The 12,225-nt window shown below is 69.8% G+C and carries 11 protein-coding genes; all 11 read right to left on the bottom strand.

Annotation, left to right across the window (positions count from 1 at the left end):
• Positions 1–5 precede the first annotated feature (5 nt).
• The gene (locus OG878_RS34950) at positions 6–1,322 is read right to left on the bottom strand and encodes an MFS transporter (RefSeq protein WP_328890473.1); all 1,317 of its coding nucleotides are present in this window, start codon (positions 1,320–1,322) and stop codon (positions 6–8) included.
• Positions 1,323–1,429: 107 nt separating this feature from the next.
• Positions 1,430–2,038, bottom strand: a complete 609-nt coding sequence (locus tag OG878_RS34945; protein ID WP_328890472.1) for a helix-turn-helix domain-containing protein — start codon at positions 2,036–2,038, stop codon at positions 1,430–1,432.
• Between the two features lie 327 nt (positions 2,039–2,365).
• On the bottom strand, positions 2,366–3,304 hold the full coding sequence (locus OG878_RS34940; RefSeq protein ID WP_328890471.1) for a S66 peptidase family protein: 939 nt from the start codon (positions 3,302–3,304) through the stop codon (positions 2,366–2,368).
• Positions 3,301–4,440, bottom strand: a complete 1,140-nt coding sequence (locus OG878_RS34935; protein ID WP_328890470.1) for a M20/M25/M40 family metallo-hydrolase — start codon at positions 4,438–4,440, stop codon at positions 3,301–3,303. Before OG878_RS34935 ends, OG878_RS34940 begins: the two co-directional genes overlap by 4 nt.
• A 4-nt stretch (positions 4,441–4,444) precedes the next feature.
• Entirely contained in the window at positions 4,445–5,575 is a 1,131-nt protein-coding gene (menC, locus tag OG878_RS34930; RefSeq protein WP_328890469.1) for an o-succinylbenzoate synthase, read from the bottom strand.
• Complete coding sequence (locus tag OG878_RS34925) at positions 5,572–6,369, bottom strand: hypothetical protein (RefSeq protein WP_328890468.1); 798 nt, start codon at positions 6,367–6,369, stop codon at positions 5,572–5,574. Before OG878_RS34925 ends, menC begins: the two co-directional genes overlap by 4 nt.
• A complete protein-coding gene (locus tag OG878_RS34920) occupies positions 6,359–7,342 on the bottom strand; it encodes an ABC transporter ATP-binding protein (RefSeq protein ID WP_328890467.1) in 984 nt (327 codons plus the stop codon). The genes OG878_RS34925 and OG878_RS34920 overlap by 11 nt, the downstream gene beginning before the upstream one ends.
• On the bottom strand, positions 7,339–8,331 hold the full coding sequence (locus OG878_RS34915; RefSeq protein WP_328890466.1) for an ABC transporter ATP-binding protein: 993 nt from the start codon (positions 8,329–8,331) through the stop codon (positions 7,339–7,341). The genes OG878_RS34920 and OG878_RS34915 overlap by 4 nt, the downstream gene beginning before the upstream one ends.
• A 2-nt stretch (positions 8,332–8,333) precedes the next feature.
• Entirely contained in the window at positions 8,334–9,239 is a 906-nt protein-coding gene (locus OG878_RS34910; protein ID WP_328890465.1) for an ABC transporter permease, read from the bottom strand.
• Positions 9,236–10,297, bottom strand: coding sequence for an ABC transporter permease (locus OG878_RS34905; RefSeq protein ID WP_328890464.1), 1,062 nt, complete (start codon positions 10,295–10,297; stop codon positions 9,236–9,238). Before OG878_RS34905 ends, OG878_RS34910 begins: the two co-directional genes overlap by 4 nt.
• A 73-nt stretch (positions 10,298–10,370) precedes the next feature.
• Positions 10,371–12,215 (bottom strand): ABC transporter substrate-binding protein, encoded by a 1,845-nt coding sequence (locus OG878_RS34900; RefSeq protein WP_328890463.1) that lies wholly within the window; start codon positions 12,213–12,215, stop codon positions 10,371–10,373.
• Positions 12,216–12,225: the final 10 nt, after the last annotated feature.

Here is a 12,225-nt window from a genome sequence, read left to right as displayed (position 1 = left end):
TCCTTTCAGCTTCCGGCGCGAACGGAACCGCGGCGGAAGGCGAGCACGTAGAGCAGAACGCTGAGCAGGCACAGCACGGCGACGTAGACGGGGAAGGCCCATCCGGCGCCGGCGTCCTGCAGCCACAGCAGGACGTACGGGGCGGTGCCGCCGAAGCCGGCCACGCCCACGGCGTAGCCGAGACCGACGCCGGTGACCCGGCAGCTCGTCGGCATCAGCGTGGCGGACACGGTGTTGTAGAGGGCCATCGTGAAGGCCAGTACCGGGGCGCCCACCAGCATCACGAGGGCGAAGGTGGTCATCCCCTTGCCCTGGTAGGCGAGGACGACGAACACGAGCGGAACGACCGCGAGGCGGGTGGCGATGAAGGTGCGGGAAATCCGCTTCCGGTCGGCGAGCCGGCCGACCAGGGGGTAGAGCGCGCCGACAGCCACCCCGGACAGGGTGGTGACCGCGAACACGGTGCTGGGGTCCTCCGCGTAGGCGGAGCGGGCCAGGTTGGGCAGCCCGGTGGTCCAGGTGTAGTTGATCGCCTGGGCGGCTGCGACGACGAAGATGACGGTGAGCAGCGCCAGCTTGTGGTGTGCCACCTCTGCCCAGATCTCTCCCGTCCTGCGGGGCGTCCCGGCGGTGGCGGAGTCCGCGGCCTCCGCCGCGGTGTGCAGGGTCTCCGGCAGGGAGCGGCGCAGCCACAGGAAGAAGAGGCCGCCCACGGCGCCGATCAGGAACGGGATGCGCCAGCCCCAGTCACCCATGGCCTCGGGACCGACGGCCTCGCTGGTGAGGAAGCAGACCAGCGACGCACCGACGATGCCGACCTGGACGTAGATGCTGATGATGCTGCCGAAGCGGGCGGTTCGGCCCTCCGGCGCCATCTCCACGATGTAGGCGGAGTTGAGCGGTGCCTCGATGCCGGTGGACAGCCCTTGCAGGATCCGGCAGGCGAGGAGGATCACGCCGGCCCACACGCCGATGACCGCGTGGGTGGGCAGCAGGGCGATGACGGTGGTGGTGAGGACCATGGATCCGATGGACAGCAGCATGACCAGCCGCCGGCCCAGCCGGTCGGCCAGCGTGCCGAACACGACGGCACCCAACGGCCGGGCGGCGAACCCCACCGCGAAGACGGCCAGGGCGGACATGGTGGATGACAGGCTGTCGGTGGAGGGGAAGAACTGCGGTCCTATGGAGGACGCGAGCAGGCCGTAGACCATCCAGTCGTACCACTCGACGGCGTTGCCGCCGCCGAGGGCCAGCAGTGCGCGCCGCTGGGAGAGGGGAGTACCGACTGCAGTAGCTGATCTTTCATGGAGCGATGCCATAGCGGGGGCACCTCGCGGTGAAAGGCGCACGGCGCAGGCCGTGCGGGAGCTGCGCCCGGGCCGACGGCCGGGGCGTTGAGGGAGCGGGGTACGGCGGAGCCCCGGGCCTACCAGCTGGGCGGGGTGATGACCCAGACGGAAGTGGACGGCTCGTCGCCGGGGTTGGCGTACCAGTGCGGGATGCTCGACGAGTACGTGATCGAGTCACCGGCCTCGAGCCGGTGCCGGACGCCGTCGAGATAGACGTCCTTGACACCGGAGAGAACGATTCCGAACTCTTCGCCGTTGTGGCGGAACGGGGTGCTGCTGGTGTCATGACCCGGCTGGGTCTCGACCCAGAGGACCTCGAGCGCGCCGTTCAGCGTAGGAGTGAGCAACTCGTAGGTGGCGTCGTCGAGTCCATCGGTGCCGTGGAAATCGAGACTGCGGCGTTCGGCGCGCCGCACCACGGGGCTGATCTGCTCGGTCAGATGGAAGAGTCTGCCGATGGGGATGTCCAGCCCGTGGGCGATCTGGACCAGGGTGGCGAAGGACGGATTGCCCTTGCCCCGTTCGATCTGACTGATGAGGCCGGTGCTCACACCGGATCCTCGGCTGAGGTCGTCGAGGGTGTAACCGGCCTGCTTGCGCAGTGCCTTGATCTGGATTCCCACTGTGGCGACGAGAGCATCCAGGTCCGGCTGACCGTCCTGGGGTACGTGGGTTGCGTCACTCACAGCTTCGACCTGCCTCAGTGGCGTGGGGACGGAAGGAGCTTCGCCGTCGAGCAACGAGCGCTTCGGCGGAGCGTGTGCGGCCTCGACGATCCGGGCTTGGTCATATTGAAGGTCTTCACTAGATTGAAAACAACCCTTCAGAGTGAAGAACTTCAACCGAACGGTGAGCGGCCGTCCGTATCACGTCGTGCAGCGGTCGCCGACGCACGGTCCGGCCTGGTCAGGACAGGCCGAAGCGGCGGGGAGCATCTCCCCGCCGCTTGATCACTGCCTCATCCGGTGGTCCCGCCACCGCCCCGAAGGGCGCCTCAACGGCCGTCGGTCCGGTCAGGCGAGCACCGGGCCGTCAAAGGTGAGCGTGCCCTGGTCGGCGTCGAGGCGGGCCTGCACGCCGACGGGGAAGGTCTGCATCGGGACACCGTGGCCGATGTCGGCGCCGGCCAGGACCGGGGCGCCGAGATCGCCGAGCCGGTCGATGAGCAGGGCGTCGATCTCGGCCGGGTCACCGCAGCCGGTGAAGGTGCCGCAGAGGATGCCCGCGACCCCGTCGAGGTAACCGGAGCGGCGCAGCTGCGTGAGGATGCGGTCCAGCCGGTACGGCTCCTCGTCCACGTCCTCCAGGAAGAGGATGCCGCCGCGGGCCGGGCGCGAAGTGGGGGTGGACAGCGAAGAGCAGAGCAGGCTCGCGGTCCCGCCGAGGGTGACGCCCTCGGCGGTTCCGGGGACCAGGGTGCGGGCTGCCGGGAAGGTCATCCGGGTGGCCTCGGCCGGGGTGAACAGCGTCCGCGCCAGCGTGTCGAAGGCATACGAACCGGACGTGAAGTCGTCCGAGACGGGCATCGGCCCGAAGAGCGACACCCAGCCCAGGTGCACCGCGACCGCCTCGATGAGCGCGGTGACGTCCGAGTAGCCGACCAGGACGCGCGGCGCGGGGGTGCCGATGGATGCGAAGTCGACGCCCTCCAGGGTGCGTTGGGCGCCGTAGCCACCGCGGGCCATGAAGACGGCGCGGTAGCGGGGGTCGGTGAGAGCGGTGGTGAGGTCGGCGGCGCGGGTGGCGTCGTCACCGGCGAGGTAGTCGAGGGGAATGCCTGCGGCGCGCGCCGAGGGCAGTACGTCGACGATCAGGCCGAGACCCTCCAGGGCTGCGACGCCCTTCTCCAGGTCCTCGGCGCGCGGCGCTCCCGAGGCGGCGGTGACGGCGACCCGGTCGCCCGCCTTGAGGGCGGGCGGGCGGATCAGGCCGGTGTTCTCGGGGGAGGTCATACGGACTCCTCGGGTGCGGTGAGGTAGGCGGCGAGCAGAGCGGCGCGGTCCAGCAGGGAGGCGACCGAGGCGCGTTCGGACATGGAGTGGGCGCCCGCACCGTCCGGGCCGAGGCCGTCGGCGGTGGGGATACCGAGCGAGCCGGTGAGATTGGTATCACCGGCGCCGCCCGAGGTGCCGGTGAGCAGTTCCGTTCCCCGCTCGGCCGCGAGCGAAGCGAGACGCGCAGCGAGGGGGTTTGCCGGGTCGCGCTCCCAGGCGGGTCGGTACGACAGTCGGGTGACGGTCACCTTTGCGCCGGGGCGGACCGGGGTGAGGGCGTCGAGTGCGCCGAGAACGGCGGCCTCGGCGGCAGGAGTGGCGAAGCGCAGGCCGAGTTCGGCCCGGGCGGCACCCGCGACGACGTTGGCGCGGGTACCGCCGCTGATGGTGCCGATGTTGAACTCGGCCGCGGGCGGCGCCGGGACGGCCCCGCGTACAGCGGCGATCTGGTCGATGAGCTCGTCGATCGCGGAGGTGCCGAGCGAGGCGTCGAGCCCGGCGTGCGCCTCCACGCCCTGGACGTCGATACGGACGCGGGCCACACCACGTCTGCCGGTCTTCAGCGTGCCGCCGGGCAGCGGCGGTTCGAAGCCGAGCGCGGCGAAGGCGCCTGCGGCATGGGCGGCGATGATGCGGCGGCCGTCCGGGGAGCCGATCTCCTCGTCGTTGACGACGACCAGACGCACCGGGCGGACCGGGGAGAGGCCGTGTTCGCGCAGCAGGACGAAGGCCAGCTCGATGGCGACGAGGGAGCCCTTCATGTCGTACACGCCGGGGCCGGTGACGGTGTCGTCGTCCTCGTGGAGCGTGAACGGGCGATCGACGGTGGTGCCGACGGGAAGGACGGTGTCGCTGTGGCCGATGAGCAGGATGTGACCATCATCGCCGCCGGCGCCCGGCCACTCGCAGACCAGGTGGTCGCCGTGCGGTGCGCTCTCACGGGTGACGCGGGCTCCGAGAGCCCGATAGGCCTCCTCCAGATCGGCGTTGACGATCTGGAGGAGTTCGGGCTCCCCGGACGGGCTCTCGGCCATGACGAGGGTTTCCAGGCGCGCGAGCGCCCGGTCGCGCAGATGCGCGGCGTCGAATCGCACGGGCTCAGCCTTCCTTCAGTACGGCGTGCCGCAGCCGATTCGCCTGGATCAGGGACTCGTCGACATGGACGCCGAGGCCCGGGCGGGCGTCGGGGACCGGGACCAGGCCTTCGGTGGCGCGGATCGGCGGAGTGACGATGTCCTGGCGGTAGTACTTGTCGGATCCGGACACGTCCGAGGGCAGCGTGAAGCCGGGCAGCGAGGCGACGGCGAGGTTGGCGGCGCGGCCGATGCCGAACTCGTGCATACCGCCGCACCACACCGGGATTCCGGCCTCGCGGCACACGTCGTGCACCGCGACGGAGGGTCCGATCCCGCCGAGCCGGGACACCTTGATGTTGACGATGTCGGCGGCGCCCAGGTGCAGTGCGGTGGCCAGTACCGCGGGTGAGGTGATCGACTCGTCGAGGCAGACAGGGGTGTCGAGCCGGGCTGCGAGGTCGGCGTGGCCGAGCAGGTCGTCCTCGGCGAAGGGCTGCTCGATCATCAGCAGACCCTGGTCGTCGAGGGCCGTCAGGGCTGCCAGGTGCTCGGGCGAGTCGGCCCGGTAGCCCGTGTTGGCGTCGACCTGGAGCGCGACGCCGGGGAAGGCCGCGCGCACCGCCCGTACCGGCTCGAGGTCCCAGCCGGGGCGGCACTTGAGCTTGACCCGGCGGTAGCCGTCGCCGACGTGCCGGGCGACCTGGGCAAGGAGTGCGTCGACCGTCGGCTCGATGCCGAGGCTGACGCCCGCGCTGATCCGCTCGGCGGTGCCGCCGACGAGGGTGGAGAGGGTTTCGCCGCGGGCCTGCCCGTACAGGTCCCAGCAGGCCATGTCGAGCCCGGCGCGGGCGAAGTGGTTGCCCGAGAGCCTGGTGGTGAGGGCCGCCGCGTCGTCCGGGTGCTCCCAGGGCCGGCCGAGGACCATGGGGGCGAGGTGCTCGCTCAGCACGTACCAGCAGCTCTCGGTGGATTCGCTGCAGTAGTACGGGTCGCTGGGCGAGGCGCACTCGCCCCAGCCGACCGTGCCGTCGGATGCGGTGGCCCTGACCACGATGTGGTCGAGGTGCGACTTGCGGTGGGAGCTGGTCTCGAACTCATGGATCAAGTCCAGCCGCACCAGGGAGAGTTCGATCTCGGTGATGGTGATCGTCATGAGGCGACTTCCTGGTCGGTGCCGCGCGGGACGAACCGGTAGACCGCGAGGTCGTCGGTGACACGCAGGCAGGAGACCCCGACATGGGTGGTAAGGGCCTCGGTGAAAGTTTCCCTGAGCGAGGTGCGCAGGGCAGTGGCTGCGGACGCTCCTATTGCGGTGCGGTGCAGGTCCCAGAGGGCGGGTACGGCGATCAGCAGGTCGTCGCCGTATGCCAGACACTCGCCTGGTTGCCAGGCGCGGTCGGGCAGTTCGGGCTGGACCATGGGGAGGCGCTTCAGGTCCCAGTCGAGGAGGAACCGGTCGGTGGGCTCGCCCGTGTCGTCCCCGAAGCCCTCGTCGCCGTACATGGAAGGCTTGAGTACAGAGACCCGTCCGCCGAGCACGTCCAGATTGAAGTGCGCGTTGCGGGTCTTGAGGGGGTCGTAGGACCAGCGGATACGGGTGAGACCCATCGCCAGTGCCCGGTCGCGCTGGGCGTACTTGAGGAGCCGGCCCACTCCCCGCCCCTGGAGGTGGCGGGCGACGACGGCGAGCTGCGAGAACTGGAACAGCTCGCCGCCGGGTTCGCGGGCCAGGAAGCTGTACGCGAAGCCGACCGGCCGCGCCGGGTCGCCGCTCTCGTACGCGGCGACGACGATGCCTCCGTTGGTCTGGAGCGCGGTCAGCAGACGGGGGTTGAGGCCCCCGTCGGCCGGGCGCAGCCCCATCACCTCGGTGTACAGACCTATGCAGGCCGCCATGGCGGCAGAGCCTTCTACGTCGCGCACGACGAGTGCGGTGTCAGCGGCCATGGGCGAGATGGCAGGCCGCCTGGGCGGTCGCCGGGTCGGCGGTCAGTACGGGCAGCTCGCGCGTGTCGCAGGCCGCGGCGGCGCGCTCGGCGCCCTTCAGCTGAGCCCAGAGCGGGCAGCGCGGGTGGAAGCGGCAGCCGGACGGGATGCGGGTCGGGTCCGGCGGCTCACCGGTCAGTACGGTCGGCCGTTGGTCGCGTCCGGCTTCGGGCAGCACCGAGAGCAGGGCCTTGGTATACGGGTGCTTGGGGTGCAGCAGCACCTCCTCGACCGTGCCGACCTCCACGATCCGGCCGAGATACATCACGGCGACCCGGTCGGCGATGTTCCAGGCCAGGCCCAGGTCGTGGCTGACCACCAGGGCGGACAGGCCGAAGTCGTCGCGCAGTTCCAGGATCAGCTTGAGGATCTCGCCGCGCACCGAGGCGTCGAGGGAGGCGACCGGCTCGTCGGCGACGATCACCGAAGGGTCGAGGGCGAGCGCACCCGCAATGACCACGCGCTGCTGCTGACCGCCGGACATCCCGTGCGGGAAGCGGTGGAGGAGCCGCTCCGGAGGGCGCAGCCCGGCACGCTGGAGGGCCGTGTGCACCCGGGAGTTGAGCTCGTCGGTGATTCCGTGCAGCCGGGGTCCTTCCGCGACCGCGTCGTACACGTTCTGCCGGGGGTTGAGGGCGCCACCCGGGTCCTGAAGGACCAGCTGGGCGTGGCGGCGGTACTCCTTGAGCGCCTTCGCCGAGTACGTGAGGGGCTTGCCCTGGTAGCGGATCTCGCCGCTGGTGGGCTTGATGAGGCCGACGAGCGCGCGGGCCAGCGTGGACTTGCCGCAGCCGGACTCGCCGATCAGGGCGACGATCTCGCCCTGGCCGACGGTCAGGTTGGCTCCGTCCACGGCGTGGGCGGGGCCACGCCCGGCCCGCGCCGGGTAGGTGATGTGGAGGTCGCGGACCTCCAGGGTCGGCGCGGTGCTCACGACCGGCTCCCTTCGGTTGCGGGGGTGTGCGCGTCCAGGACGCGCAGGCATGCGGCGGTGCGCCGGTCGCCTGCGGGCCACAGCTCCATGGTCCGGGTGCGGCAGTCGTCGACGGCGTGCGCGCAGCGCTCGGCGAAGGCACAGCCGTCGCCGAGTGCCGAGACGTCCGGCGGGTCGCCCGGCAGTCCGGAGGGCGCGAACCGGGAGGCGGGGTCGCCGATGGTGGGGAACGCCCGGGACAGGGCGTCGGTGTACGGGTGCTCGGGTGCTTCGATGACCTGCTGCGAGGGACCGGTCTCGACGATCTCGCCGGCGTACATGACGGCGAGCCGCCCGCACATCTCGGAGAGTACGGAGAGGTCGTGGCTGATCATGATCACGCCGACGCCGAAATCCCTCACCAGATCGGTGAACAGCTCCATGATCTGCGCCTGGACCATCACGTCGAGGGCCGTGGTGGGCTCGTCGGCGATGATCAGGTCGGGACGGCAGGCGAGCGCCATGGCGATCATGATGCGCTGGCGCTGGCCGCCGGAGAACTCGTGCGGGTAACTGCCCATGCGCTGCTGGGATATGCCGACGCTGTCGAGGAGCTCGGCGGCGCGCCGGCGGGCCACGCGCGGGGACACCTTCTCGTGCAGCAGGATCGGCTCGCAGATCTGCTCACCGATGGGGCGCACGGGGTTGAGGGCGCTCATGGCGCCCTGGAAGACCACGGAGGCACCGTTCCAGCGCACCGCGCGCAGTGTGGACCACTTGGCGGTGAGCAGGTCCTCGCCCTGGAAGAGCACCTGTCCGGTGACCTTCGCGTTCTTGGGCAGGAGCCGCAGCAGGCTGAGCACCATGGTGGTCTTGCCCGAGCCGGACTCACCGGCCACACCGAGGGTCTCGCCCCGGTCGAGGGTGAAGCTGACGCCTCGTACGGCGGGGATGTCGCGGTTGCCGTCGCGATAGGTGACGGACAGGTCGCGTACGTCGAGCAGGGTCATGATCAGCCCACCATCCGCGGGTTGAGGACGTGCTCCACGGCACGCCCGGTGAGGGTGAAGCCGAGGACGACGACAAGAATGGCGATGCCGGGCGTGCCGACGTACCACCACGCGCCGGAGGTCATGGCGCCCTGGTAGAAGGCGGCGTTGAGCATGGAACCCCAGGAGACTCCGGTCGGGTCGCCGAGTCCGAGGAAGGTCAGGGTGGCTTCGGAGAGGATCGCCGAGGCGACCGTGAGCGTTCCGGAGACCAGGATCAGCGGGGCGACGTTCGGCAGTACGTGACGGAGCATCACCTGCCGGTTGCCGGCGCCGAGTACCTTCGCGCGCTCGATGAACGGACGGGCCTCCACGGCGAGGGTCTGGGCGCGCACCAGCCGGGCGGTGGACGTCCAGGAGGTCACCGCGATGGCGATCGTAATGGACGCCGTTCCCTGGCCGAGCACTGCGGCCAGCGAGATGGCGAGCGGCAGGCTGGGCAGCGCGATGAACCAGTCGGTCAGGTGCATCAGGGCCTTGCCGAGCTTGCCCGGATAGTGGCCGGCGAGCAGTCCGATCGCGGAGCCGAGCACCATGGTGAGCACGGTCGCGATGACGCCGATGGACAGCGAGGAGCGCGCGCCCCAGATCAGCAGATCCACCACGGAGCGGCCTGCCTGATCGGTGCCCAGCAGGTAGTCGGCGCTGGGCGCGGCGAGCAGCGGGCCGTCGACCTTGGTGACGTCCAGTTGCCGGGGGCCGATGAAGAGCGGGGCGGCCAGTGCGAGGGCCGTGCAGACGAGCAGGATGCCCAGCCCGACGAGTCCCGCCGGACGCTTGGCGTAGGCCTGGACGAAGCGGCTGAAGGCGGCCAGCCGGGGAGGTGAGCCGGCCGGAGCGGTCGTGATGGTGGTGTCAGGAGTCGTCATCGCACACGCACCCGGGGGTCGAGGAAGCGGTAGAGCACGTCGGCGAGCAGATTCATCAGGATCACGCTGGCGCTGAAGATGATGAACGTGCCCTGGAGGACGGGGATGTCGGGCACCTTGAGGGCCTCGATGGTGAGCGAGCCGAGTCCCGGCCAGCTGAAGACGGTCTCGACGGTGATCGCGCCGCCGACCATGGTGCCCAGATGAAGGAAGATCACGGTGACCGACGGCAGGAGCGCGTTGGGCACGGCGTGCTTGCGGCGTACGGCGTCGTCGACGAGTCCCTTGGCCCGGGCGGTCAGCAGGTACGGGCTGCCCAGCTCGTCGATGATCGACGAGCGCATGATCGACACGTACTGGGCGAAGACCACCAGCACCATGGTCAGACAGGGCAGCACCATGTGGCGTGCCACGTCGAGGACATGGTCGAAGCCCGTGGCACCGAGCGCCGCGTCGGACATGCCGCCGGACGGGAACAGATCCAGGCCGACGCTGAGCCAGATCAGCAGGATCATGCCCAGCCAGTAGGTGGGGACCGACCAGAACGTGAGCGCGGCGGAAGAGGTGATCCGGTCGAAGAGGCTGCCGTGCCGCCACCCGCTGCGGACGCCCAGCCACAGGCCGAGCACCACGGATATCGCGGTGGCGGTGCCCATCAGGAGCAGGGTGGGACCGACGCGCTCCGCAATGAGCGACGAGACGGACTGCTGGTACTGCCAGGAACGGCCCAGCTCCAGGTGGAGTGTGTCGTTCACGAAGGAGATGAACCGCTCCCACACCGGCTGGTCGAGGCCCAGCGTCTGACGCAGATGAGCCATCTGCGCGTCGCTGGTGGGACGGCCGCGCGTCATGGTCTGGACCGGATCGGCGGGCATCAGCTGAAAGATCACGAAGCCGATGCCCAGGATGATGACGAAGCTCACGGCAGCTGCGGCGAGCTTGCCCCCCAGGAAGCGGAGGAAGGCGGCGCGCCCCGTGCCCGGGCGGGAGGCGTCGCCGGACGCGTCGCTCCCGGGCACGGGGCCGACGGCGCTCACGCTGTCGGACGTAGTGGTCATGATTTCTCGATCTGCTCGGTCTGATGGACCGCGCACCCGGTGCTGTCACCGGGTGCGCGGAAGGAATGAGCGGTTACTCGCGCTCGCCGGCCGACGAGCGGCGCTTGAGGCCGAAGGCGACGCCCGCAATGATCACCACGGCGATACCGGCGCCGCCCCAGATGGCGGCGGAACCGGAGGAGGCGGCCTTCTCGGCGAAGACCGGAGTGGCGTTGCGGAACTGGCCGAAGGTGTACTGCATCGGGTAGATGCCTGCGGCGTCGGCCTTGCCGACCGCGAGGTTCTTCACGGTGCGGGCATTCGTCGCGGTCATGCCTGTGCCGTAGTAGAGGATCACGTTGTTGTCGGCCTCGTAAAGGATCTCCTGCATCTTGCCGACGGTCTCCGCGCGCTGCGCCGGGTCGAACTCGGTGACCTGCTGCTGGAAGAGCTTGTCGAACTCCTTGTCGCAGTGGAAGGAGTCCGTGGAACCACCGGTGCCGTCATCCAGCGGCAGGGCGTCGCAGCTCTGGATGGACAGCAGGTACGTGGGGTCGGGGCCGGTGCCCCAGCCGTCCATCAACAGGTCCCAGTCGCCCTTGGCGAGGTCGTCGTTGAGCTTCGTGGAACTCATCGGCTGGACCGTCAGCTCGACACCGATCTCCTTCATCCACCCGGTGAGGTAGGTGGCGATCTGGGTGTCGGAGGCGGCGTCGGCGTGGGTGCCCAGGCGCAGCTTCAGCGGCTTCTTCGTCTTGGGCGAGACGCGGATCCCGTCCTTGCCCTTGGTGTAGCCGGCGTCGTCGAGCAGGGTGTTGGCCTTGGCGACGTCGTACGACTGCTCCTGGCCGGCGGCGGGCTTCCAGTCCCACTGCTTCCAGGTCGGCGGGATGTAGCCGGCCCCGACCTGGCCGAAGCCGTCGAGGACCTTGTCGACCAGAGTCTGCTTGTCGGTGCCCAGCGCGATGGCACGGCGCAGAGCGTCGTCGGCGAGCGCCGGGTTGCCGTTGCCGATCTCCTTGCCGGACCGGGTGTGGGCGCCGGAGTTGAGCGCGACGCTCATCCAGCGGCGGCCGGCGTTCTGGAAGGTGTCGGCCTTCTTGTCGCTCTTCAGCGCCTTGAACTGGGTGGAGTTCAGGTCCGACACGTAGTCGAGCTGACCGCTGCGCAGGGCGGCCACGGCGCCGTCGACGGCCTTGTAGCGCTGCTGGACCAGGTGGTCGAACTTGGGGGCGCCGAGGACGAAGTTCTTGGTGGCGTCGTACTTGACGTACTGCTCGGGCTTGTAGTCGGTGAGCGTCCAGGGACCGTAACCGACGATGTCACCGGAGTCGTTCTTGAAGTCCTTCAGCCCGTCGACGTGCTTCTCCCAGATGTGCTTGGGAACGATCGGCACGCCGCTGTACGGGATGGACACGAACGGTACGTTTGACTGCGGCTTCTTGGTCTTGATGACCAGGGTCGTCGCGTCGGGCGCGGTGACCGACTCGAAGTTCTCGACCAGCGAGCCGTTGGCGGTGCCGGCGACCTCGTTGGTACGGATCAGTTCCAGGGTCCAGGCGGCGTCCGCGGCGGTGATCGGCTTGCCGTCGCTCCACTTCAGTCCGTCACGGATGGTGAAGGTCCACGTGAGCTTGTCGGCCGAGGGCTCCCACTTGGTGGCGAGGTACGGCGCGGCGGAACCGTCCGTGTTCAGGGAGTTCAGCGAGGGGTAGACGGCGCTGAAGACGTCCAGCGAACCGGCGAAGTACGCCAGGAACGGGTTCAGCGAGTCGATGCCGTTGCCGGTCATCGCCGCGCGGAGGGTGGTGCCCTTGCTCTCGGCGGTGGCTGCCGGGGCCAGGGCCACCGAGCTGAGGGCCAGGGCGCCGGTGAGGGTGGCTGCGGCCAGGGCGGTACCACGTCGGCGTATCGCGCCGCGGACCATTGCGTGTCTCATGTCGTGCTAC

It is taken from the genome of Streptomyces sp. NBC_00316, from assembly GCF_036158715.1.
Taxonomy (GTDB): Bacteria; Actinomycetota; Actinomycetes; order Streptomycetales; family Streptomycetaceae; genus Streptomyces.
This window is presented reverse-complemented; position numbering and strand designations above follow the sequence as displayed.

Coding starts and splice junctions, on each gene's coding strand:
- OG878_RS34950 (WP_328890473.1), bottom strand. CDS start 1,322: ATGGCATCGCTCCATGAAAGATCAGCTACTGCAGTCGGTACTCCCCTC.
- OG878_RS34940 (WP_328890471.1), bottom strand. CDS start 3,304: ATGACCTCCCCCGAGAACACCGGCCTGATCCGCCCGCCCGCCCTCAAG.
- menC (WP_328890469.1), bottom strand. CDS start 5,575: ATGACGATCACCATCACCGAGATCGAACTCTCCCTGGTGCGGCTGGAC.
- OG878_RS34925 (WP_328890468.1), bottom strand. CDS start 6,369: ATGGCCGCTGACACCGCACTCGTCGTGCGCGACGTAGAAGGCTCTGCC.
- OG878_RS34915 (WP_328890466.1), bottom strand. CDS start 8,331: ATGACCCTGCTCGACGTACGCGACCTGTCCGTCACCTATCGCGACGGC.
- OG878_RS34910 (WP_328890465.1), bottom strand. CDS start 9,239: ATGACGACTCCTGACACCACCATCACGACCGCTCCGGCCGGCTCACCT.
- OG878_RS34905 (WP_328890464.1), bottom strand. CDS start 10,297: ATGACCACTACGTCCGACAGCGTGAGCGCCGTCGGCCCCGTGCCCGGG.
- OG878_RS34900 (WP_328890463.1), bottom strand. CDS start 12,215: ATGAGACACGCAATGGTCCGCGGCGCGATACGCCGACGTGGTACCGCC.